The sequence below is a fragment of the Zongyangia hominis genome (assembly GCF_014385095.1).
In the GTDB taxonomy this organism is placed as follows: Bacteria; Bacillota; Clostridia; order Oscillospirales; family Ruminococcaceae; genus Zongyangia; species Zongyangia hominis.
Window position 1 is genome coordinate 25,161 of record NZ_JACRTC010000002.1, and the last position, 23,414, is coordinate 48,574.

Below are 23,414 nucleotides of genomic sequence, written 5' to 3' on the forward strand. Positions count from 1 at the left end.
CTATATCCATCGGTTCAATATCACACCAATGTTGATCCGAATACGAGACTGCTGCATTGATTTCCCCTGTCACATGGTTAAGGCCTGCTTGCCGCAGGCGCTTGCTTTTTTAAAGTACTTATCCAGGTTAAACGCTACTCGCGGCAGGTAGCCCAAATCTTCCAGCAGGGTGAAAAGGGGGAAGAAGATGGCCATGGGCGGCAGCATGACGGCAACCACCCAGGCCAGCACCCGATAGACGCCCATAATCACGGCGCCATAGAGCCAGCTGGGCGCACCGCACCAGAGCATGAAGTCTCCCAGCCGGTCCCCCAGCCAGAACAGTCCGTCGGACAGTAGCTGGGAGGGATAGTTGGCCCCGGTGATGGTGATCCAGAAGATGACCGCTAGCAGTAGCAGCATGACGGGGATTCCCGTCCATTTGCTGGTGAGGATCTTATCCAGCTTCCGGTCTCTGGCGTTATAGTTACCCCGATCGAAAAACACCGCGTCGCCACAGACGTTTTCCGCCGTCATCACCAGGCAGGACACGATGTCGTCCTTCATCTTTTCCTGGGAGACACCGCTGTTTGACAGCTTCCTTTGGGCTTCCACCAGCTTCTCGCTGACCTGGGGGTCTGAGAGAAGATCCTCCCCGAGATATTCGGTCATGGCGGTACAAAGCGTCTCGTCGTAGTCGAGGAGCTTGAGGGAAATCCAGCGGGCGCTCAGCCTTCCGTGGAGCTTCTCCTCCATCACCGGTTCGAGCACCGCAATGGCGTCCTCGATGGGCTTGGTATAACGGATTTCCACCGTCTTGCGAGGCCCACTCTCCCCGATGACCGCAGATACCTGGTCCATCAGCTCCCCGAGCCCCTTGCGGCTGCGGGCGCTGGCTCCCACCACCGGAACCCCCAGGTTGCGGGAGAGTTGGTCAAAATCAATGCGGATTTTCTTCTTTTTGGCTTCGTCCATCAAATTGACGCAAACCACTACCCGATCGGTGATCTCGATAGTTTGCAGCACCAGATTCATGTTGCGTTCCAAACAGGTGGCGTCGCACACAACCACCACCGCGTCCGGGTCGCCGAAGCAGATGAAATCCCTGGCCACTTCCTCCTCGGCGGAGTGGGCCAGCAGCGAATAGGTCCCCGGAATATCCACCATGATATAGCCGGCGCCCTTATGTACCGCCCTTCCCTGGGCGTTGGTGACGGTCTTGCCCGGCCAGTTGCCGGTGTGCTGATTGAGCCCAGTCAGCTCGTTGAAGACGGTGCTTTTTCCCACGTTCGGGTTGCCCGCCAGGGCCACCACCCGATCATGAAGGTCCGCCTTTTCGATGACCAAACCGTGGTCCACAGCGCCCATTCCTGTCGAATTGGCCGTCAGACCCATTACATACCCCTCCATTCATCACGCGGCGCGGATGGCTCTTGTGCATCCGCGCCGTATTACCTTAAGTATTTATTTGACTGCCGCTCAGCTAGCACTGCACCACGATTTGGGAGGAATCCTCCGAGCGCAGCGCGATGACCGCTCCCCGGATTAAGTAAGCTACCGGGTCCCCGGCGGGGCTCTTTTGCAGGCAGGTGATGTCGGTTCCTTCGATGAGGCCGATGTCCTGCAGCCTCCGGCGCATACTGCCGGTGGAAAGCAGGCCGCTAACCCGGGCGGTCTGGCCCTCGGTAATGCCGCTGAGTGTCAAGAGATGTTCATTCATAATCAAAAGCTCCTATTCATAACCATAATAAGGAGAGGCCCGTTTAAAACACACGGCCTCCGCCCATCAGTAGAAAACTTAGCAGAAGGAAATTGTGTTTCCTTGTACTAATTTATTCCCATGGCATAGGGGTTGCTACAACTTTTTTGGAGATGACATATGGACCAAAATGAATACCGCACCATCAAGGGCTACAAACTAAAAAACAACAAAGAGATCACCGATGCCATGGAAGATTATTTAGAAATGATCTGCCGTTCCGCCCGGCTTGACGGCTACGCCCGCATCAATCATCTGGCCTCCACCCTGGGGGTGCGCCCCTCCTCCGCCTCCAAAATGGTGAGCAACCTCAAGGACCTGGGGTACGTGGACTCGGAAAAATACGGCATCGTCAAGCCCACTGCCAAGGGCTGGGAGCTGGGAGGTTATCTGCTCTACCGCCACGACGTCCTCCACGATTTTCTCTGCCTGCTCAACCACACCCAGGACGAAATCGAACAGGTGGAACAAATTGAACACTTCTTTGACGAAAAGACCATTCACAACCTAGAGCGGCTAGTCCTCTCTTTAAAAGCAGAAAGCACCACACAAAAGAATCCCTCCGGCAATTAAGCCGGAGGGATTCTTTTGTTGTATCCGCACCGCGACCCATAAAGCGCGACCCATGAACTGCTTTATACGGCCGCCGATAAAAACCGCGCCTTTGTCTTTCCTACCCTGCGGCGCGTCAGTCCGATGGGCCGGCACCCTCCCGCAGGACGTGATCTTCGATGCCCTTCGCGCCGCCTCGATATGCGCGCCTTGCCTCCCCTGCGCCGCGGCCCGATATCCCCCATCGGCAAGCAGAAAAAGAGCCGCGCTTGAAAGCGCGGCTCTTTTTTCCCAATTATAAAATATGAAACGCGATGACGACGCTTGCAAAGACAATCGACACCATGGAGAGCAGCTTGATGAGGATATTGATGGAGGGGCCGGAGGTATCCTTGAACGGGTCCCCCACCGTGTCGCCCACCACCGAGGCCTTATGGGCGTCGCTGCCCTTGCCCCCGTGGGCGCCGCTTTCGATGTATTTCTTCGCATTATCCCAGGCGCCGCCCGCGTTGGCCATCATCACCGCCATGATAAATCCGGTGACTGTGGCCCCGGCCAGCATGCCGATCACGCCGTTGGGCCCCAGGATGATGCCCACCACGATGGGGGCGATGACCGCCAGAAGCGCTGGCAACATCATTTCCTTCTGGGCGCTGCGGGTGCAGATGTCCACGCACTGGGCATAGTCCGGTTCCGCCTCGCCCGTCATGAGGCCTTTGATTTCGTGGAACTGCCGCCGCACCTCCCGGACGATGCTCTGGGCCACCCGGCCCACCGATTCCATGGTCAGCGCCGCGAACATAAAGGGCAGCACCCCGCCCACAAAGAGCCCCACCAGCACCGAGGGGTTGGTGATGTTCATATCAAAGGCGAAGTTGGGAGCGATGACCTTCACTTCCGCGATGTAGGAGGCGATGAGGGCCAGCGCCGTCAGGGCCGCCGAACCGATGGCAAAGCCCTTGCCGGTGGCCGCCGTGGTGTTGCCCAGGGAGTCAAGCGCGTCGGTGCGGGCTCTGACATCGTCACCCAGCGCCGCCATCTCCGCGATGCCGCCGGCGTTGTCGGCCACCGGGCCGTACGCGTCGGTGGCTAGGGTGATGCCCAGGGTGGAAAGCATGCCCACGGCCGAGACGCCGATGCCGTAGAGCCCCATATTAAAGGCCGCGCCGCCGCCCGAAACAAAGTAGCTGATGAGGACGGACGCCCCCACGATGAGTACCGGCAGCACGGTGGAGAGCATCCCCAATGAGAGTCCTCCGATGATGACGGTGGCCGACCCAGTCAGCGCCGTGGAGGAGAGGCGCTTGGTTGGCTTATAGTCGGCGGAGGTAAAGTATTCGGTGACAAAGCCGATGAGGATACCGGCAATGAGGCCGCACAGCACCGCGAAATAGAGCCCCAGATGCTCCTTGCCCAGCACAAAGTAGATTAACGGGAAGGCGGCGACCGCAATGAGGGCGGCGCTCACCCAGACCCCCCGGCGCAAGGAAGTTAAGAGCTGTTTTTGGCTGGCGTTTTCCTTGGTGCTGACAAAGAGGGAGCCGATAATGGAAGCGAGGATGCCGATGGCCGCCAGCACCATGGGGATGGAAACACCTGAAAATCCCAGACCCGCCGCTACCGCCAGCGCCCCGGTGGAGATGATGGAGCCTACATAGGACTCGTAGAGGTCCGCGCCCATACCGGCCACGTCGCCCACGTTGTCCCCCACGTTATCGGCGATGACCGCCGGATTGCGGGGATCATCCTCCGGGATGCCCACTTCCACCTTGCCCACCAGGTCCGCGCCCACGTCGGCGGCCTTGGTGAAGATGCCCCCGCCCACACGGGCGAACAGCGCCATAGAGGAAGCGCCCATGCCAAAGGTCAGCATGGCCGAGGTGATGGCCTGCACCTGGGCGGTGGCCGCCAGGTCACGGTACCAGAATTTGAGGAAATAGTACCAGAAGGAAATGTCCAATAATCCCAGACCCACCACCACGAAGCCCACCACCGCTCCAGCGGAAAAGGCAACCTTGAGCCCGGAGTTGAGGCTCAGTCGGGAGGCGTTGGCGGTGCGGCTGTTGGCCGCCGTGGCGATCTTCATCCCAATAAAGCCGGAGAGGCCGGAGAAAAAACCGCCGGTGACAAATGCAAAGGGAACAAAAATGGTCAAATGTCCGGTCAGGGCGAGAATCAGCAGGATGACGAACATCACGGCAAAAAAGATGCCTACGCCCGCATACTGCCGTTTGAGAAAGGCACTGGCCCCTTTCCTCACCGCGTCCGCGATTTTTTTCATCTGATCCGTTCCCTCATTTTCCTTGAGCACCCGTCTGGCAAGGTACAGTGCGAACAGCAGCGCAAGCACGGAACCAAGCGGTGCCAGCAATGTGATACTCATCATAAGACCTCCCTTCTATGGTCCACCTTTATTATATTCTTCTTCTTAAAAATTTCAACAATTATTTAAATTTTTATTCAAATTGTACGAGCATTTGCCTCGCTTTTCGCTGTACAACAAGGCGGACTCCTTTCAATTGTATGGCGCGACCTCCCACTTTTTGCATAAACACCTCTTTTTTTCAAAAACTATCGGAAAGGAGTGTGTTACATGGATATTTTTAAATTTCCCGTCAAGACCATCGGGGGGACGGAAACGACCCTGGCCCCCTACCGCGGCAAGGTGATGCTCATCGTCAACACCGCCAGCAAATGCGGCTTTACTCCCCAGCTGGGAGAGCTGGAAGCGCTCTATGAGCGATACAAGGACAAGGGCTTCGTCGTCCTGGGCTTTCCCTGCAATCAGTTTCACGAGCAGGACCCGGAGGACAACAATGCCATCGAGCAGTTCTGCCAGAAAAACTACGGCGTCACCTTCCCCCTGTTTGCCAAAGTCAAGGTAAACGGCCCCGACGCTTCCCCCCTCTTCGCCTATCTGACCTCCCAGAAGGGCTTCGCGGGCTTTGATGAGCGCCACCCCATCGCGGCCAAACTCGACGAAATCCTCCGCCAGGAGCTGGGCGACTACCAAAACGACAGCGCCATCAAATGGAACTTCACCAAGTTCCTCATCAGCCGGGACGGCGACGTGGTCTCCCGCTTCGAGCCCACCACCCTGCCCGAGGACATCGCCTCTTCCATCGAAAAGCTCATCTAAATGCTCTACCTTGTTTGCGTCCTCCTCACCGATGAGGAGCACCCCGGCTTCTTTGCCGCCCTGGAGGAACTGGGGGAAACCATCGAAATTTTTTGTGGTTGCCATCTGCTCCACTCCCGCTACACGGCGCTGGGAATCCGCCGCCGCCTCGCCGGTCACCTTTCCCACGAGGAGCGCCTGGTGGTCACAAGGCTGCGCCGGGGGGAGTGCGCCGGGCAGCTCTCCGACTTTGCCAGGCAGTTCTTGGGCCGGTATATCGACGGCCTGGTGGAATAAAGGCAAACGCCCCGCACGTTTAAGTGCGGGGCGTTTGCTCTGTTTGTGAGAGAATTGCGGGATGCTGCAAAAGGTTCATCATATAGCACTCCAAGGGGGATCGGAGATTATGATGCGTAACGGACAACGTATTCCACCCGGCCGCTGCGGCCCAACAGGTAGTCCACGCTGCAATCGAACAGGTCGGCCATGGCCATCAGGCTGTCGGAGGGAATGGGCTCCCGGCCGATCTCCCAACCGCGGAGCTTACTGGCAGTGATGCCAAGCTCTCTAGCCAGCGCCTCTCTTGTCATATTGTGCTCTATTCTCATCCGTTCCATATTTTTATAGATCGTCATGGTGCTTTCCTCCTCGTTTTGTTTTCTCTTTGACTCTATTATAACTCGTTACGAACAAAAATCAAGTCTTTTTTGAAAAATATTCTCCAAAAATGAAAAAATAATATTGCGTTCTGAATTTACATGTAGTATAATGATGGCAGAGAGAAAGGAAGTGTTTTTCCATGACATTCGGACAACGTCTGGTCGAGCTCCGCGAGGAGCAGGGATACACCCGTCAACAGTTTTGTCAAAAGGTGGAACTGCCCTACAACACCTACCGCAACTACGAGGCCGACGCCAGGGAGCCGGCATACGCCGTGTTGTGCCGGATCGCCAACGTGCTCAACGTCTCCACCGATTACCTGCTCTGCCGCACCGACATCCGTCAGCCGGCATTGCAGCTCGACGAGGAGGAGAGCCGGCTCATTCTCAACTTCCGGCGGCTGGACAGCCGGGGGAAGGCCACCGTCAACGCCTCCACCGCCTCCCAGCTCTCCTACTGCGAAAGCGGCGGCGGCGCCATTCCCGTCTCCAAGGGCGGCTTCGACGCCATCACCCACCTGCATCTACCCGCCAGTGCCCCCATCGCGGCCCGGGGCGGCGTCAGCCCCATCAGCGAGGAGGATCAGCGGGATGCCGAGAAGATCAGCCGGATGTTCTTTTCCGAGGAGGGAAAGGACAAGGAATAACGCGACACTTTCCTAAAAGGAGGCCGACGCCATGCTCCATGCCCTGGACGTCTTTCAAAAGGCGGGAATCCGCTCCCTGCCCGTCTCCCCCCTCCAAATTCTCCGGGACATGGGCGTGCCGGTCCTCACCTACGGCCAGTACAGCGAGGCTTCGGGGAAGAGCCTCCCCTATTTGCTCGAGCGCTTTGGCCCCGACGGCATGACCTTCCCCATCGACGGGAAGCTCACCGTCTTCTATAACGACCTGGCTGCGGAAGGGCGCATCCGGTGGACCCTCTGCCATGAGCTCAGCCACATCCTGCTCCACTACGGGAAAGAGGATGCCTTTGGCTCCAGGGCGCCCCTCCCAGGGGGCAAGGACCCGCTGGAAGCGCAGGCCGACGCCCTTGCCAAGGAGCTGTTGGGCCCGCTGGTGGTGCTTCACTTCTGCGCGGTGGACTCGGTGACGGAGCTCAGACGCCTCACCGGATTTTCCCACCAGGCGGCGGGCTATCGCTTCCAGGAGCTCTGTGCCTTCCGGGCGCGTCCGAGCGCTTTGGCTTCCCGGGAGGATTTGCGGCTTTTTCTTCAGTTTGAGCCCTTTATCACCGGCTATATCGCCAAAAAAACCAGTGTTCGGGAGGTGGACATCGACGTCACCGTGTAACCCTCCCCTTTCCAATGCCAAAAACGCCCCCTGCCGGGGAACCGGCAAGGGGCGTTTTTCTCTTGTTTTTCATATACTACTCCGAAAGGGGGTGGTCCATTGCTCGATAATTCCATCGCCTATGTGGCTTCCTCCCACTACGATCACGCGGCCACTGAGGGAGACGGCGGGGGCAACCGCCCCACCCGCACCAGCAAAATCCGTTTGAGTGAGGAGGATGTGGTGGCTTTGGCCTCCCTGTTGGCGCTGAGCCTGGGCAAGGACAAAACCCACCGCGACCTGGAAACGCTGATCAACCTTCTCTCCTTGGTCACTGCCAACCTCCGCTCCATGCTAACCCAGCGGTCGGTCAATCGGGGCGCCACCATCGAAATCATCGAGTAAACCGCTTGGACTTTCTCAGCTTCGCGATGGGCAAGTTCACTTTAAAGTAGGCGCACACCATCCGCACCACCACGATGACGCCAATGGAAACATAGGCCGCCGGCATCAGTCCCAGATAGGGGTGCAAAAACCACAGCACCAGCGTGCCCAGCAGGGCGGCCAGCGCATAGATTTCACGCCGGAGAATTACCGGCACCCGCTGACAGAGCAGGTCGCGGAGGACGCCGCCGCCCACGGCGGTGATAACGGAGACAAAGACGAATTCGGGCAGACTGTACCCCGTCTCGATGGCTTTGACGCCGGTATCGATGGCGAAAACCGCCAGCCCCACCGTGTCAAAGAGGGGGATGAGCAGCAGATAGCGCAGCTTGTCCCCCAAAATCATGACGGCGGTAGCCGTGATAAGGACAAGCAGGATGCCCGTATAGCTGCGGAAGAAGACCGGCACGCCCACGTCCATGATCACGTCCCGCATCATGCCGCCGCCCAGGGCAGTCACCACGGAGATGACAAACACGCCGAAGACGTCCATCCGCTTCCCCATGGCCACATACGCCCCGGAAGCGGCGAAGGATACGATGCCGATATATTCCATGATATTGATGATGTCGATTCCCATGTTCCCGCTTCCTTTCTAATCTAAGTGATGAGGGTCAGCAGCCGCATTTTGACGCACATATCCGCGTCCAGTTCCCGGACTCGGCCGTCAAAGGACACCGTGATCCGCTCCCTGGTTACCGCCTGGACAACCCCCTCCCCAAAGAGGGGGTGGCGCACCCGCTCCCCGCCGGCGAGCTGAGGGGGCGGCTGGGTGGACTGAGGCCGGGGGGCCGTCTTGGGTAAAGGGCGCTCGGGCGGGGTCTTGGTCATCTGGACAAACCGGGACACCTTGCTGTTTTTCCTCGAAATCTCGTCGCTGACAACCAGGACAAGCCGGTCCTTGGCCCGGGTCATGGCTACATAGAAGAGTCTCGTCTCCTCCTCAATGGCCCCGCGCTCCCCTTCCACATGGCTTTGGATGGCCACATCGGAGGGAAAGCGCCCCTCCAACAAGTCGATGAGAAGGACTTCGTCGTACTCGAGGCCCTTGCTGGCGTGGACGGTGGACAATGTCACTGGGCTTTGGACCTTGTTTTTCTCTTTGCACAGCGCACCGAAGGATTCGATGCACCCGGCGAAGGCGTAGACGTCCCGGTAGCCTTTGGCCAGCTCCCGAAGCATGTCCATCTTGTAGAGCATGGCCTCGTACCGACTGCCCGAGCGGGTGGTGCGGCTGAGATACCGCTCGTAGCCGATGTCCCACAGCACGCTGTCGATCATGTCGGCCGGGCGCAGCAGCTTGAGGCGTTCTATCCGCTCGGAGAGCTGCCTTAAATCGTCCCACCGCCCCTTGTAGGGCGCGTCCTGCATGAGTGAAAAGACGCTGACGCCGGGGCGGTGATTCCCTTTGACAAAGGCGTAGACTTCCTTGGAGATAAAACAGGAGGTCTTAAAGAACACCCGGGCAAAGGCCGCCAGATCGGAGGGGTCGGCGCTTAAGGAGAGGAAGGCCATCACGTCGGCGGTGACGGCGTTGTCCATGGGGTTGATGGCCCCCGACCACAGACGGAAACCCACCCCCTCCCGCTCCATCAGGTCGATGAGGGGGATGGCGGAATCGTTGTTGCGGTAGAGCACCGCCAGCGTCCGCCCGGGCGGGAGGGCGCGCATCTCCTGTAAGACAAACCTATACTGTTCCCCCACCGAGGTGACGAGATGGTGCTCCACCGCTCTTCCCTCCCCCCGGACGCCGTGCATCTGTTTGTCATAGCGGTCCTTGTTGTGGGAAATGAGGGTGGAAGCGTCCCGGATGATGGCGTCGGTGCTGCGGAAATTGCGCTCCATCTTGAGGATCCGGCCGTCGGGGTAGTCCTTTTGAAAGCGGAGCAGGGCCTCGGGAAAGGCCCCCCGAAAGCCGTAGATGCTCTGGTCCTCATCCCCCACCATAAAGAGCTGCCGGGATTTCATGGCGAGGACGCTGATGATGGCGTGCTGGATTTTGGAGGTGTCCTGTGCCTCGTCCACCTGCACATAGCGGTAGCAGTCCTGGACGCTTGCAAGGAGCTTTGGATCGCAGCAGAGATATTCATAGGCGAGGGTGAGCATATCGTCAAAGTCGATGAGCCCCGTCTCCCGCTTATAACTTTCATAGCCATTGAATATCTCCATAAAGTGATCGCAGACGTCTAGCTCTTTGATCTTTTCCGGCTCCAGCATCATGTTTTTGGCGTAGCCGATGGCCTGTTTGGCTTCCTCGATCTCCTCCTGGGAGGGGGAAAGGTTATTGTACTTGCGGAAAAGCTCGGAAAACAGGCGGTTGACCTTGCCGCCCAGCACCGTCTCCACAAGTTTCGGGGGTCTTACGCCGTCCCGGCGGCTTTTGTTCATCACCACCTGGTAGCAAAAGCTGTGAATGGTCTGAAAGCGGGGCGCCGGCATCCGCTCGCCGAAGAGCCGCGTAAATCTGGCCTCCATGTCCCGGGCCGCCTCCCGGTTGAAGGTGAGCGTAAGGATCTGGGTGGGGTCCACGCCCCGGCAAGCGATGAGATGGGCGGTGTGGGTCACCAGCACCGTGGTCTTCCCAGCGCCGGGCACCGCCAGCAGTAAAATGGGCTTTCCCCCAGACACTACGGCCTCGTACTGCTGGGCGCTGAAAACGATGCCGAAGCGCTCCTTCAAATGCGCAAACAGCGCCTGTTCCTCCATCCGGTTCCCCTGCCCTTCCTTTGTTTCTTTTATCCTACCATATCCCGTAACAATTGCAAAGGGTGTTGACAGCCTTTGTCCGGTCGGGGTATGATGGACAAGGCAAATTCGCCGCCAAACATTCGGTCAGCACCGAAGGCGGGTCAAAGCGCCCGCCTGCTCCGGCGTTCCAGCACGGTGGGCGCCCCAAGAGCGCGTACAGGCGTGGGCGACGCGCGGCACTTAGTTTTCACATTACCTTGGCGGCACAAAGGGAGGGCCCTATGAACTTGAACACACTCGAAAACATCCGCATGTTTTTACTGGATATGGACGGCACCTTTTATCTGGGCAACCAGATTTTCCCCTGCTCCTACGCCTTTGTGGAAAAGATGAAGGAAACAGGGCGGGATTTTCTGTTTTTGACCAACAATTCCTCCAAGGACCGGTTCGCCTACCGGGAGAAGCTGGCGCGGATGGGCTTTGACGTGGCCCCCGAGCGAATCTTTACGTCCGGGGAGGCCACCACTCTCTATTTACAGGATGCCTTTCCCGGCAAACGGGTGTTTCTGGTGGGCACCGATTCCCTGACCCGGGAATTTGAGCAGGCGGGCATTCCCTTAGTGGAGGAGGACCCGGAACTGGTGGTCCTGGGCTTCGACACGGCCCTCACCTATGATAAGCTCTGGAAGCTGTGCGACTTTGTGCGGGCGGGGCTGCCCTATATCGCCACCCATCCCGACTTTAACTGCCCCATCGAAACCGGCTACATGCCCGATATCGGGGCCACCATCGCCTTTGTGGAAGCCTCCACCGGCCGGCGTCCCAAGGTCATCGGCAAACCCCACAAGGAGATCGTCGACGCCATCCTGCAAAAGGTGGGGCTTCCCCGGGAACAGATCGCCATGGTGGGCGACCGGCTCTATACCGACATCGCCATGGGCCAAAACGCCGGTATCACTTCCATCCTGGTCCTCTCGGGAGAGACGACGCTGGAGGATCTAAAGACGAGCGATGTTCGTCCCAACTTTATCTTTAAAGATTTGGGGGAGCTTGCGGAACATCTGGGGCCGCTGCCCCGCTAAATCCCTCTGACATACTAAAAGGCGGACCGCTTTTGTGGCGGTTCGCCTTCTTTTCTTTTATATCGCACAACGATTCTCCCGCACCCTGTTTCTTTTGTGGATGCAGTCCAACCCGGCCCTTTCATGGGGGCTATCGTCAATGTAAACCCGCACCTTGTCCTAGACTGTCCGGTTGACAATTTTTCCGCAGCCCGTCCATCTTGTAGGCCGTGGCTATTTTTCAGCTTTCTCCTCGTCCTCCCCGCTGTCGTGGCGTCCCTTCCAGGACTTGCGGTCGATGGTTTCCAGGTGGTTGTCCGCCTCCTCGTTGCGGATTTCCCAGTGGATGAGGAAGGTCAGCGCCGCCCGCAGGGCGATGATGCCGGCCACCGTGAGGATTTCGGAGAACTGACGGACCACCACGGTGCGCAAAATCTCGCTGCCCAGCTTAAATTCCAGTCCCATGGCCATGCCCTTGGCCAAATTGAGCCGCGTCAACGGATCCCGGCGAACATAGCTGATGATGCCCCGGATGCCCGATACGATGATGACGATGACCCCCATAAACTCAAAAAACACGATGGCCACGTCCACAATATTGTTAAGCAGGCTGTGCATCATTTCCATTTTGTCTTCCCCCTTGTTCCTCCCCGCCGGGCTTTCTCTTTTTCTCGTCCGGCGATTCTCCGGCGTCAGAGCCGTCTATTTTTTTATTATAACAGGCGGGGCCCGGCGGGAACAAGCCCTATTTTCTTCCACCGGGCTTTCCTCTGCGAATTTATCTCACCCGTCAAAGGCCGGCAGGTTTTCTTGTGGAAACCCCACAAAGCTTGTCCGCCTAAGAAGGGGATGCCCCGAAGGGCATCCCCGCCGTCTCAGCTGTTTTGCAGATTGAGGGCGATGACCTTGGGCCGGGTCATGGCCTCGATGGAATAGCGCACCCCCTGGGTCCCCATGCCCGAGGCCTTGACGCCTAAGAACGGGAAGTGGTCGGGGCCCCGCTCGGTCTTGTTGTTGATCTGCACCGTGCCCACCTCCAGGCGCTTGGCCACATAGAAGGCTTCGTCGATATTGTGGGTGAAGACCGACGATTGCAGCCCGTATTCGGAGCGGTTGGCGATGGCGATGGCGTCGTCTACGTCCTTGACCCGGATGATGGGCAGCACCGGCGCGAAGGGCTCCTCCCAGGCCACTTCCATATCGGCGGTCACATGGTCTAAAAGGGTGGGGGACAACAGGTTCTTGACCCGCTCCCCGCCGGTGACCAGGGTTGCTCCCTTTTCTAAGGCGTCGTCGATGAGCTCCTGAGCGAAGTCCGCCGCTTTGTCGCTAATGAGAGGCGTGATGACCGCATTCTCCCTGGGGTCGCCGATTTTGAGCGCCTCGATCCGCTCTTTGAGCTTCTGGGCCAGCGCGTCGGCCACCTTGTCGGTGGCCAGAATCCGCTTGACCGCCGTACACCGCTGTCCCGAATAGGCGTAGGCGCCTGAGACGATGTTGTCAGCGGCAAAATCTAGGTCCGCGTCCTCCAAAACGATGGCCGCGTCTTTGCCGCCCAGCTCCATGAGCAGCGGCTTCATGCAGGAGAGCTGGGAGATGCGCATGCCCACCTCGGTGCTGCCGGTGAAGTTGATGAAATCGATGCCCTCCTGGGTGACGATGAAGTCGCCCAGCTGGCTGCCCTTGCCGGTAACGGTATTGAGAATGCCCGCCGGAACACCGGCGTCATTGAGCGCTCGCGCCAGGTGCAGGGCGCTGATGGCCCCTTGGGTGGCGGGCTTTAAGAGGACCGCGTTGCCGCCGATGAGGGCGGGGCCAATCTTGGAGGCCGAGAGGTTAATCGGGTAATTAAACGGGGAGATGGCCAGCACTGTGCCCAGCGGCACCCGATTGACATAGGAAATTTTGTCCGGGGACCCGCCGGGGAAGTTTTCACCGCTGACGGCCTGGCCCTCCATCCCCTTGCCGATGTCGGCGGTATAGCGCAAGAGGTCCGCCGTCCGGGTCACCTCGGAGAGGGCGGACTTCTTATCCTTGGCGATCTCCATCACCAAAATGTCGGCGATCTCTTCGGAGCGCTCCTCCAAAAGACTGGCCGCTTTGTGGAGGATGTTGGCCCGCTCATAGACCGGCAGCGCCGCCCACGCCGCCTGGTTTTCCTTGGTTCCCGCGATGGCCTCCTTTACTTCCTCCTGGGTCATGGCGGGAATCTTCCCCACCAGGGAGCCGTCCACCGGCGAATGAATGTCGATGAACTGGCCGGACTGGGAGACTTTCCATTCCCCGCCGATGAGATTGCCATAGACCGGGTGGCCTTCGTGCATAGACTCAAACATCATAAAACAGCAACCTTTCCTGTACAAATCTACTGCTAGTATTCTCCGAACCCACTCCCAATAATAGTAGCCGGAAAAACTTTTTAGTACAAAAGGCTGCTGTCTTTGTTTCTATGATGTTATTGTGCTCTATTCGTCCTCTTCAAAGGAGCCGCCGTAGATCATCTGCTTTTGCTCCCAGACGTGGCGCTGCAAAACGATCTCCCCTTCCAGAGCCCGCTTACGCTGCAATGCGGCGGCCTCGTCGACCATAAATTCCAGATCGCCGAACTGATCTCCCGCCTCGTCGATGACCTGGACGGTCCATTTGTTGACATAATCGTCGTACCAGACGTTGACCACGTCCGGTTTCGGGTCCTCGATATCCTCCGGCTCATATCCAATAATGCGAATCGGCATCATGATCCTCACTTTCCCCGCTTTCATCGCGGCATCTGCGCCTCGGGACATACCAGCCCCCGGCGTATCTTTTCCCTATGGATTGATTCTTTTATTATGTCACTGCTTTTCCCCGATTGCAAGACCTTTCCTACCCAAGCCTGATGATCCCCCGTCCCGCAAATAGGGGAGCGGGGGATGCCCTTATCTCCCACGCCCCTTTCCGGGCAGAATTTCGGCTTTTTGCCCCCTTTTCCGCCTTGCGGCGGAGGGTAAACTATGGTAAAATTTCGATAATTTAGTTTGTTAACCATTTATCAAGAAAAGGAGAAAACACATGGAAGGTCAGGCGCAAGTCATCTTAGAAGGTATCCAGAAGTCCTTTGGGGACAAAGAAGTGCTCAAGGGCGCGTCTTTTACCTTTGAAAAGGGCAACATCTACGGTCTACTCGGCCGCAACGGCTCGGGTAAGACCACCCTCTTCAACTGTCTGAGCGACGAACTCACCCCTGACGCCGGCAAAGCATGGCTTGTGCAAAACGGCGAGCGCAAGGAGTTGCTGCCCTCTGACATTGGTTATGTTTTTGCCACCCCCATTCTCCCCGATTTTCTCACCGGTTATGAGTTTCTCAAGTTTTACATGGACATTAACAAGGACAAAATCACCGACCCCAAGCCCATCGACTTCTACTTTGATCTGGTCAAGATTGAGAAGGAGGACCGGCACCGCCTCATCAAGGGCTATTCCCACGGCATGAAGAACAAAATCCAGCTGCTCTGTTATATGATCACCCGGCCCCCGATTATGCTTCTCGACGAGCCGCTGACCTCCTTTGACGTGGTGGTGGCGCTGGAAATGAAGCAACTGCTCAGAGAAATCAAGAAGGACCACATCATCATCTTTTCCACCCATATCTTGCAGCTGGCCACCGACCTGTGCGACGAAATCGTGGTACTCACCGGCGGGCAGTTAGAACCAGTGGACAGCTCCATGCTCCACAGCAAGGAATTTGAGGAGAAGATCATCGAGATTTTGAAGGATGAGGACGGCCATGAACATCAATAATATGAAAAACACCCTCCTCGGCGTCTTTCACATCAGCACGGCGTCGATGGCGAACCGATTGATCTACTTTGTCAAGCGTATCCCCCTCATCGGCAAGGCGGTCCCCGACGGCATCTACGCCCAGATGGAGCTCAAGCAGGGCCTGGCCGTGGTGGCGGCTCTCTTCTACGCCCTTTACCGCCTCTTCTGCAAGGCGCTGTATGTGGGACTCATGGTGCTCCTCCCCCTCTTGCTGGCGATGGAGGACGGCTTTACCCGCGCCCAGCAGGGGGACTTGTTCCTCCACATATTTTTCTTCCTCAGTTGTCTGGCGGGCGCCGTCCAGGCCCCCAAGGCGCTGGAAGCAAAGCCCAACAAATTCATCTGTATCCGTTTAGTGGGGATGGACCCGGAGGAATACACCCGCTCTATGGTCCTCTTCTACCACGGCAGCGAGTTTCTCTACTTCCTGCCCAGCCTCCTCATCGGCGGCATCATTGCCGGCTGCAACGCCTGGCAGCTCATCGGCCTCATTCTGGCATTCCCCTGCTACCGTCTGATGGGAGAGGCCTTGCAGCTTATCGTCTACCGGCGCACCAAACGGGTGCTGAGCACAAGCTATGTCCTCATCAGCATTTTGCTGGTGGCGGGCGCCATCCTGGCCTATGCGCCTCTGGCGGCGGGATCCGCTTATGCCGTGGGGAGATGGGCGTTCTTCTTCCCCGCGGTCCTCGCGGCGCTTATTCTCGGCGCTTTGTCCCTGCGGTATATCCTTCGCTATCCCGGCTACCGGGCGGCGGCACAGGACGTGCTGGTCCATGACAAAATCTCCGCCGACCCCCAGAAAACGGCGGCGCAAAACCGCTTCCGTGACGTCAAGCTCCGGGACTCCGATTTTACCGGCGAGGAACTCATCGCGGGCAAGCACGGCAACCAGAAGGGCTACCGGTACCTCAACACCATCTTTTTTGAGCGCCACCGGCGGATGCTGGTGCTCCCCCTCTACCGGCGGCTGCTGATTGTGGCGGTTCTTTTCGTGGGATGCGGGGCGGCGCTTCTGTTCTTTCCCGAGTTTCGCCCCACCTTCTCCCAGGTTCTCTCCCGGCTCCTCCCCGCCTTTTGCTTTGTTATGTACTTTGCCTCCATCGGCGAGCGAATCTGCCGGGCCATGTTTTATAACTGCGACATCAGTTTGCTTCGGTACAGCTATTACCGGGAGCGTGGCGCCATCCTGCGCAACTTCCAGATCCGTTTGGCCCGCATCGCGGGACTCAACCTGATTTTGGCCGCCGCCATCTGCCTGGCGGTGGGAGGGCTTATCTTCCTCAGCGGCGTCACCTGGTCCCCCAAAGACATGATCTTTTTCATGCTCTGTATCCTGTTTCTATCCCTCTTCTTCTCGGTGCACCATCTGTTTTTGTACTACGTCTGCCAGCCCTACACCACTGAGCTCGACATGAAAAATCCGCTGTTTAACATCATCAATGTGGTGGTGTACATGGTGTGCTACATGTGCCTACAGATCCACACCGTGCCCTCCAATTTCGCTTTTATCGTGCTGGGCGCCACCCTCTCCTATATGGTAGTAGCCCTGGCGCTCGTCTACAAATTCGCGCCCAAAACCTTCCGCATTAAATAGCTTTTAAGCGAAAAGCCCCGTGCTGTTGGCACGGGGCTTTTTTTGTCAATTTTTCTCTTTACAATTTGAAAAAGATATTGTATAATATTAAAGCACTCAAAAATATGGGGGCGTAGCTCAGCTGGGAGAGCGTACGGTTCGCATCCGTAAGGTCGAGAGTTCGATCCTCTTCGTCTCCACCAAACAGTGCAAATCCGAACTCAGAGATGGGTTCGGATTTTGCGTATTCAGCTCCATAAAAAAGCCTGAAACGATGACTGTCGTTTCAGGCTTTTTCTTTTACACTTTGAGCATCCGGTACCCCACTCCGATGTGGGTCTGGATATACTGGGGGTTGGAGGGGTCCGGCTCAATCTTCTTGCGCAACGTGGCCATAAAGACCCGCAGGGACGCCACGTCGTTGTCCCAGGCCGTGCCCCATATTTCCTTGGTAATATAAGTGTGGGTCAATACCTTCCCAGCGTTCTTGGCGAGCAGGCACAGCAGCTTATATTCAATCGGCGTCAGATGCAGTTCTTTCCCATCCAAGTAGACGCATCCGGCTGCGTAGTCAATCTTCATCGCCCCGTTTTGGAAGACCGCGGCCGCCATCTGGACCGCGCCCCCGTCGTTGAGGCGGCGGAAGGTGACCCGCAGCCGGGCCAGCAGTTCTTCCACCGAGAAGGGTTTTGTCAGATAGTCGTCCGCGCCGGCGTCCAGGGCGTCGATTTTATCGGTGTCCTCGCTGCGGGCGCTGATGACGATGATGGGGGTCTTGGCCCAAGAGCGGATTTTTCGGATGATCTCGATGCCATCCATATCGGGCAGCCCTAAGTCCAAGAGGATGACCTCCGGGTTGTGGGAGACCGCCTCCAAAATGGCGGCCTCCCCCGTGGGTGCGGTGTGAAAACGGTATTGATGGGTTTCTAAGGTGGTCGCGATCAAGTTGCGCACGGCGGCATCGTCCTCGACTACCAAAATCAGTGGTTTATTCATGTAAATGGACCTCCTCCACAGGTAAGGTAACGGTAAAAACGGCGCCGTGGGGCGCACGATCGGAAACGGCAATGGATCCCCCGTGGGCGGTGACGATGGACTTACACAGGGCAAGGCCCAGTCCCAGACTCCTCCGGCTGTCGGCGATCTTGGTTTGTGCGGTGTAGAACATCTCAAAGATGTGGGTCTTGGCGTCGTCGGGGATACCCTCCCCGTCGTCGGAGACGGTCACCACCGCTTGGGAGCCTACCTGTTTCGTCTCAATGACGATTTCGGAGCCCGGAGGCGTATATTTGATGGCGTTGTCCACCAGGTTGATGATGACCTGAGTGATGAGCCGGGCGTCCACCTTGACCAGAATAAAGGTATCCCCACTCCTCATCTGGATGCGGTGCTCGTTGCGTCGCCGGTCGGTATGATGCAGCGCCTCCGCGATCACCTCGTCCAGTAGCTCGGTGGTCAGACGCAGCTTCATGGTGCCGTCCTTGATGCGGGTGACAGAGAGCAGGTTCTCCACCAAGTTAATCAGCCACAAGGAGTCGTCGTAGATATCGGTATAGAGCTGGCGTCGTTTCTCCTTGGGAATATCGTCCCCGCTGGAGAGAAGGATGCCCGCGTTGCCGGAAATGGAGGTCAAGGGCGTGCGGAGATCATGGGAGATGGAACGCAGCAGATTGGCCCGCAGCTGCTCGTTTTTGGCAAGGAGCGCCGCTGCCTCCCGCTCCCGGGACACCCGCTCGTTTTGCAGCGCCAAGGCGCACTCCCCTAGGATGGAGAGCATGATGCTGTTTTCAAACGCGTCGAGAGGGGCGTCGGGAATGGCGATGCCGACGACGCCATAAACCTCCCGGGCCACCCGCACCGAGAGATACAGGCACTTGGCGTTGCCCAGGGTGTTGGTGGTGGCACCGGCGTGCCGGTTGTTTTGATAGACCCAAGCGGCCACCGCCCGCTCATTTTCGGTGGCGTACCCTTCCATACTCTGCTCGCTGTGTACGGGAAAGAGCAGGGGCGGCAGCAGGGCGCCCTGCTGTACCTTATAAAATAGGAGGTCCCGATTGAGTAACTTCGTCAGCTGACGGCAGGTGACGGAGATGATGCCCGCAGGGTCCTTCTCACTGCTCAGGGCCTGAGTGGAATCAAACAGGATTTTGGTCCGGTAGGCCGTCCGAGCGGCCTGCCGGGCCTGCTGCTGAATCCGCACGGCTAAGGAGCTTGTGAGAAACGCCGCCAACAGCATGATGGGAAAGGTGGCAAGATATTGGGGGTCGTAGGCGTTGAGGGTAAAGCGGGGCTCAGTGAAGAGGAAATTAAAGAGCATGACGCTGATGACGGAGCTTACCAGACTCATGACCCGCTGGGAAGTGAGGATCGCCGTCACCAGCACGCCCAGAATATAGACGGTGATGATATTCGCTTCGCTGAGGCCCAACAGAAAAAAGAGATACCCGATGCCCGTAGCGGCCACCAGCACCGCAGCACTTTTAAGAAGATCCATTCCGCTCAGTCCCGCTTTTCGAGAGGAAGGACGCCGGGCCCGGTAGGACGGCGCATCCTGGTCGGGGATGATGTAGATGTCCAGGTTGGGGGAAAGCTGGGTGATGCGCTCGGTCAAGGAGGGGCGGCCCGGCACCAGGCTGCGCCGGGTGCTGCTGCGACCCAGGACAATTTTGGAGACACCGGAAAGCCGCGCGAACTCCGAAATTTGAAAAGCGATGTCCTCCCCATACACCGTTTCGATGGCCGCCCCCAATTGCTGGGCGAGGTGGATATTCTGCCGCAGCCGCTCCTTGTTTTCCTCAGTGATGGAGGCAAAGTCCGGCGTCTCCACAAACAGGGCGGTGAAGCTGCCATTGAAGGCGCCGGCCATCCGGGCGGCGGTCCGGATGATCTTGGCGTTTGACGGGGAGGAGGACAGACAGACCAGGATGTGCTCCTCGGTAAAGAAGGAGCTCATCCGTCCTCCGCCCAAATGGGACATCCGATTGACCCGGTCGGCGCACCGGCGCAGGGCAATTTCCCGTAGAGCCACCAGGTTTTGCAGGGTAAAAAAGTTGCCCAGCGCTCTCTTCGCCTGGGTCTTCCCATAGACCTTCCCCTCGCTCAGACGCTCGATGAGATCCCTAGGCTCGATGTCCACCAGCTCCACCTGGCCGGCCTTGTCGAAGACCGAGTCGGGGACGCGCTCCATCACCGTAATGCCGGTGATGGAGGCCACCAGATCGTTGAGGCTTTCGATGTGCTGGACGTTGAGAGTGGTATAGACGTCGATTCCCTGGTCGAGAAGCTCGTGGATGTCCTGGTACCGCTTGCGGTGGCGGCAGGCGTCGGCATTGGTGTGGGCCAGTTCATCCACCAAGATGAGCTGGGGGCGGCGCCCGATGGCGGCGTCCAGATCAAATTCGCGCAGGGTGACGCCGTTTTGCTTCACTTCCCGGGTGGGCAGCTCCTCCAGGCCGTTGAGGAGGGCCGCCGTCTGGGGACGGGCGTGGGGCTCCACGTACCCGGCCACCACATCGATGCCCCGGCGTTTGGCGGCGTGGGCCGCCTGGAGCATGGCGTAGGTCTTCCCCACCCCCGCCGCATAGCCGAAAAAGATCTTGAGGGATCCCCGGCCCGCCGTACTTTCCTCCTGTCTCAGCTGCCGCAGAAATTCTTCCGGCTCCATTCTGGGTGCTTCCACGCCCATCACCTCCAATATGAAAAAGTATAGCAGTTTCTGATTTAACGCTCCATTAGAAAGGGGCATGCCGGCGTTAAGATTGCATAAAGAGGGAAGCGTGAAAACACGCTTCCCTCTTTTTTCTATGCCGTTAGGATGCCGTCGAGCATCAGATTTACCTTGAGGACGTGGACCGTCTCCTCCCCAAACAGTCCCAGGAACCGGCCTTCGGTGCACTTCTCTATGATCTGCCGGACCTCGTCTTGTGTCCTGCCGCTGGCTTTCGCGATGCGGGGGACTTGATATTCGGCCGCCGCCGGTGAAATGTGTGGATCGAGGCCGCTGCCCGAGCCGGTGATCAGATCCACCGGCACGGCGGAAGTGTCCCGATCGGGATTGGCCGCCCGCAGCTTCTCCACCCGCTCGGCCACCAGCGCCTCATACTCCTCGCTGGCCGGACTCAAATTGGACGGGGCGGCGTAGAGGAGCCTCTTCCCATCTTCATCCACATAGGTGGAGACGTCCAGCTTCATGATGCGCCCCCACAGGTGGGCGTCGTCGGTGTATTGCTGACCCAGGAGTTCGCAGCCGTACTGCTTGCCATCCACCTCGATGATGCTGCCGTTTGCCTGGTGGGGGAAAAGCAGCCGGGAAAGCCCCGTGACGACGGCGGTATAGACAACGCCGCAAAGCAGGGTAAAGATCAGAAAGATGAGGGCCGCCTTGGGCAGCGCCTTTTTGAGAATTTGCATGAGAAAGCCTCCTTTATGCCAATCCGAAGAAAACTAAGAGCAGATCGATGAGCTTGATACAGACAAACGGCGCGATGAGACCGTCCAGGCCGTAAATAAGCAGGTTGCGGGAGAGGAGCCTACCCGAGGATACCTCCCGGTATTTGACCCCCTTGAGCGCCAGCGGGATGAGGGCCACGATGATGAGGGCGTTATAGATGATGGCCGAGAGCACCGCGCTCTGCGGGGAGTGGAGCCCCATGATGTTGAGGGCCGAAAGCCCCGGATAAAGGCCCACGAACAGCGCCGGGATGATGGCGAAATATTTGGCCACGTCGTTGGCGATGGAGAAGGTGGTCAGGCTGCCTCTCGTCATAAGGAGCTGTTTGCCGATGCGCACGATGTCGATGAGCTTGGTGGGCGAGGAATCTAGGTCCACCATGTTCCCCGCTTCTTTGGCCGCCTGGGTCCCGGTGTTCATGGCCACCGCCACGTCGGCCTGGGCCAGCGCCGGGGCGTCGTTGGTCCCGTCCCCGGTCATGGCCACCATGTGTCCCTTCGCCTGGAGCTCCCGGATTCGCTGGAGCTTTCCTTCCGGCGTCGCCTCCGCCAAGAAGTCGTCCACCCCCGCCTCCGCTGCGATGGCCGCCGCGGTCATGGGGTTGTCTCCGGTGATCATAATGGTCTTGATCCCCATCTTTCTCAGGTCCGCGAACTTCTCCTTGACCCCCTGCTTGACGATGTCCTTGAGGTGGATGACGCCGAGGACCCGGCGGTCCTTGGCCACCACCAGCGGTGTGCCGCCTTGGGAGGCGATGGATCTGACGATGGTGTCGCACTGCTGGGGGCAGCTGCCGCCCGACGCCCGCACATAGTCGAAGACCGCCTCCGCGGCGCCCTTTCGGATTTCGCTGCCGGCATAGTCCACGCCGCTCATCCTGGTCTTGGCGCTAAAGGGGAGAAACCGGACCTGACTGCCGGACAGCTGCCGCTCCCGCAAGCCGAACTTTTCCTTGGCTAAGATCACCACGCTGCGCCCCTCCGGCGTCTCGTCGGCCAGGGAGGAAAGTTGGGCCGCGTCGGCCAGCTCCCGCTCGCTCACCCCGTCCACCGGCAGAAAGGCGCAGGCCTGCCGGTTGCCCAGGGTGATGGTCCCGGTTTTATCCAGCATCAGAATGTCCACGTCCCCGGCGGCCTCGATGGCCCGGCCGCTCATGGCCAGCACATTGGCCTCATTGAGACGGCTCATGCCCGCGATGCCGATGGCGGATAATAGCGCGCCGATGGTGGTGGGCGCCAGGCATACCAGCAGTGCCACCAGGGTAGTCACCGAGGTGGGATTTGTGATACCCGCCTGTTTGGCCGAAAAGACGGAAAAGGTATAAAGGGACACCGTCACCAGGATAAAGATGATAGACAGCGCCACCAAAAAGATTTGCAGGGCGATTTCGTTGGGCGTCTTTTTGCGGGCCGCCCCTTCCACCATGGCAATCATCTTGTCTAAAAAGCTCTCCCCCGCCTCGCTGGTCACCCGCACCACAATCCAGTCGGAGAGGACGGTGGTGCCGCCGGTGACAGCGCTGCGGTCGCCTCCCGCCTCCCGGATGACCGGGGCGGACTCGCCGGTGATGGTGCTCTCGTCCACCGAGGCCGCACCGTCGATGACATCGCCGTCACCGGGAATCTGTTCCCCAGCCCGCACAACCACCAGGTCGCCTTTTTTGAGCAGTGCCGAGGCAACGGCGGTAAAGTGTTCCTTCTCCTGTGGAGAGGGGATTTTATGGGCGTCCACGTCTTTGCGGGAAGCCCGCAGCGCGGCGGCCTGGGCCTTGCCCCGGCCCTCTGAGATGGCCTCGGCGAAGTTTGCGAACAGGCTTGTCAGCCACAGCACCGCGGCGATGGCCAAAATATAGCCGCTGGAAGCGTCCGCGTCCCGGACGCCGAAGAGGGATACCGCCCAGAGCAGGGTGGTGAGGATGGCCGAAACGAAGACCAAGAACATGACGGGATTTTGAATCTGGGCTCTGGGGCTCAGTTTGAGAAAGGAATCTTTGACGGCTCTGCCGAGCATCTGCCGCCCGGCGAAAGCCCTCTTTGTTTTTGCTGCCATCACAGT

The 23,414-nt window shown here is 58.5% G+C and carries 21 protein-coding genes, 1 tRNA gene and 1 pseudogene; 10 read left to right on the forward strand and 13 right to left on the reverse strand.

Annotated elements, in window-relative coordinates; genetic code table 11:
* Positions 1-72: 72 nt before the first annotated feature.
* Together H8709_RS03575 and H8709_RS03580 are read right to left on the reverse strand one after the other, a co-directional pair.
* Positions 73-1,374 (reverse strand): annotated as a pseudogene (locus H8709_RS03575) (FeoB small GTPase domain-containing protein); the annotation flags it as partial.
* A gap of 88 nt (positions 1,375-1,462) precedes the next feature.
* Positions 1,463-1,699, reverse strand: a complete 237-nt coding sequence (locus H8709_RS03580; protein WP_262397013.1) for a FeoA family protein — start codon at positions 1,697-1,699, stop codon at positions 1,463-1,465.
* A gap of 159 nt (positions 1,700-1,858) precedes the next feature.
* On the opposite strand from H8709_RS03580, the gene H8709_RS03585 reads away from it, so the two are divergent.
* Entirely contained in the window at positions 1,859-2,311 is a 453-nt protein-coding gene (locus tag H8709_RS03585; protein WP_262397014.1) for a metal-dependent transcriptional regulator, read from the forward strand.
* 274 nt (positions 2,312-2,585) lie between these two features.
* Here the strand turns inward: H8709_RS03585 and H8709_RS03590 are convergent, their stop codons facing one another.
* Entirely contained in the window at positions 2,586-4,673 is a 2,088-nt protein-coding gene (locus H8709_RS03590) for a sodium-translocating pyrophosphatase (protein ID WP_262397015.1), read from the reverse strand.
* 210 nt (positions 4,674-4,883) lie between these two features.
* Between H8709_RS03590 and H8709_RS03595 the strand changes: the two genes are divergently transcribed.
* Positions 4,884-5,429, forward strand: a complete 546-nt coding sequence (locus H8709_RS03595) for a glutathione peroxidase (protein ID WP_262397016.1) — start codon at positions 4,884-4,886, stop codon at positions 5,427-5,429.
* Positions 5,430-5,705, forward strand: a complete 276-nt coding sequence (locus H8709_RS03600; RefSeq protein ID WP_262397017.1) for a hypothetical protein — start codon at positions 5,430-5,432, stop codon at positions 5,703-5,705. It begins immediately after the preceding gene.
* A gap of 107 nt (positions 5,706-5,812) precedes the next feature.
* Here the strand turns inward: H8709_RS03600 and H8709_RS03605 are convergent, their stop codons facing one another.
* Positions 5,813-6,043 (reverse strand): helix-turn-helix domain-containing protein, encoded by a 231-nt coding sequence (locus tag H8709_RS03605; RefSeq protein WP_262397018.1) that lies wholly within the window; start codon positions 6,041-6,043, stop codon positions 5,813-5,815.
* A gap of 164 nt (positions 6,044-6,207) precedes the next feature.
* On the opposite strand from H8709_RS03605, the gene H8709_RS03610 reads away from it, so the two are divergent.
* From H8709_RS03610 to H8709_RS03620, 3 genes are all read left to right on the forward strand, one after another.
* A complete protein-coding gene (locus tag H8709_RS03610) occupies positions 6,208-6,714 on the forward strand; it encodes a helix-turn-helix domain-containing protein (RefSeq protein ID WP_262397019.1) in 507 nt (168 codons plus the stop codon).
* Between the two features lie 31 nt (positions 6,715-6,745).
* Complete coding sequence (locus tag H8709_RS03615; protein ID WP_262397020.1) at positions 6,746-7,360, forward strand: ImmA/IrrE family metallo-endopeptidase; 615 nt, start codon at positions 6,746-6,748, stop codon at positions 7,358-7,360.
* A gap of 99 nt (positions 7,361-7,459) precedes the next feature.
* Positions 7,460-7,744: a hypothetical protein gene (locus H8709_RS03620; RefSeq protein ID WP_262397021.1), complete on the forward strand. Its 285-nt coding sequence runs from the start codon at positions 7,460-7,462 to the stop codon at positions 7,742-7,744.
* Here the strand turns inward: H8709_RS03620 and H8709_RS03625 are convergent.
* Both H8709_RS03625 and H8709_RS03630 read right to left on the reverse strand, forming a co-directional pair.
* Positions 7,734-8,363, reverse strand: coding sequence for a trimeric intracellular cation channel family protein (locus tag H8709_RS03625; RefSeq protein ID WP_262397022.1), 630 nt, complete (start codon positions 8,361-8,363; stop codon positions 7,734-7,736). The genes H8709_RS03620 and H8709_RS03625 overlap by 11 nt on opposite strands.
* 20 nt (positions 8,364-8,383) lie before the next feature.
* Positions 8,384-10,489 carry an ATP-dependent helicase gene (locus H8709_RS03630; protein WP_262397023.1) on the reverse strand — a complete coding sequence of 702 codons (2,106 nt, stop codon included), beginning with the start codon at positions 10,487-10,489 and terminating at the stop codon, positions 8,384-8,386.
* Positions 10,490-10,752: 263 nt separating this feature from the next.
* Here H8709_RS03630 and H8709_RS03635 point away from each other — a divergent pair, with 263 nt between their 5' ends.
* Positions 10,753-11,553 carry an HAD-IIA family hydrolase gene (locus H8709_RS03635; protein ID WP_262397024.1) on the forward strand — a complete coding sequence of 267 codons (801 nt, stop codon included), beginning with the start codon at positions 10,753-10,755 and terminating at the stop codon, positions 11,551-11,553.
* A 213-nt stretch (positions 11,554-11,766) separates the two neighbouring features.
* Here the strand turns inward: H8709_RS03635 and H8709_RS03640 are convergent, their stop codons facing one another.
* From H8709_RS03640 to H8709_RS03650, 3 genes are all read right to left on the reverse strand, one after another.
* Positions 11,767-12,159, reverse strand: a complete 393-nt coding sequence (locus H8709_RS03640; RefSeq protein WP_262397025.1) for a DUF1622 domain-containing protein — start codon at positions 12,157-12,159, stop codon at positions 11,767-11,769.
* 248 nt (positions 12,160-12,407) lie between these two features.
* A complete protein-coding gene (locus H8709_RS03645) occupies positions 12,408-13,868 on the reverse strand; it encodes an NADP-dependent glyceraldehyde-3-phosphate dehydrogenase (protein WP_262397312.1) in 1,461 nt (486 codons plus the stop codon).
* 129 nt (positions 13,869-13,997) lie between these two features.
* Positions 13,998-14,267 carry a hypothetical protein gene (locus H8709_RS03650; protein WP_262397026.1) on the reverse strand — a complete coding sequence of 90 codons (270 nt, stop codon included), beginning with the start codon at positions 14,265-14,267 and terminating at the stop codon, positions 13,998-14,000.
* Between the two features lie 316 nt (positions 14,268-14,583).
* Between H8709_RS03650 and H8709_RS03655 the strand changes: the two genes are divergently transcribed.
* The 3 genes from H8709_RS03655 (at position 14,584) to H8709_RS03665 (ending at position 17,112) form a co-directional block, all read left to right on the forward strand.
* A complete protein-coding gene (locus H8709_RS03655; RefSeq protein ID WP_262397027.1) occupies positions 14,584-15,312 on the forward strand; it encodes an ABC transporter ATP-binding protein in 729 nt (242 codons plus the stop codon).
* Positions 15,299-16,930, forward strand: coding sequence for a hypothetical protein (locus H8709_RS03660; protein WP_262397028.1), 1,632 nt, complete (start codon positions 15,299-15,301; stop codon positions 16,928-16,930). Before H8709_RS03655 ends, H8709_RS03660 begins: the two co-directional genes overlap by 14 nt.
* Before the next feature lie 106 nt (positions 16,931-17,036).
* Positions 17,037-17,112, forward strand: a tRNA-Ala gene (locus H8709_RS03665).
* 97 nt (positions 17,113-17,209) lie between these two features.
* Here the strand turns inward: H8709_RS03665 and H8709_RS03670 are convergent.
* The 4 genes from H8709_RS03670 to kdpB all read right to left on the reverse strand — a co-directional run bounded on the left by H8709_RS03670 (position 17,210) and on the right by kdpB (position 23,408).
* Positions 17,210-17,905, reverse strand: a complete 696-nt coding sequence (locus H8709_RS03670; protein ID WP_262397029.1) for a response regulator — start codon at positions 17,903-17,905, stop codon at positions 17,210-17,212.
* Positions 17,898-20,594, reverse strand: a complete 2,697-nt coding sequence (locus H8709_RS03675; protein WP_392391651.1) for a DUF4118 domain-containing protein — start codon at positions 20,592-20,594, stop codon at positions 17,898-17,900. Before H8709_RS03675 ends, H8709_RS03670 begins: the two co-directional genes overlap by 8 nt.
* A gap of 116 nt (positions 20,595-20,710) precedes the next feature.
* Complete coding sequence (kdpC, locus tag H8709_RS03680) at positions 20,711-21,319, reverse strand: potassium-transporting ATPase subunit KdpC (RefSeq protein ID WP_262397030.1); 609 nt, start codon at positions 21,317-21,319, stop codon at positions 20,711-20,713.
* 13 nt (positions 21,320-21,332) lie between these two features.
* Positions 21,333-23,408, reverse strand: a complete 2,076-nt coding sequence (kdpB, locus tag H8709_RS03685) for a potassium-transporting ATPase subunit KdpB (protein ID WP_262397031.1) — start codon at positions 23,406-23,408, stop codon at positions 21,333-21,335.
* Positions 23,409-23,414: the final 6 nt, after the last annotated feature.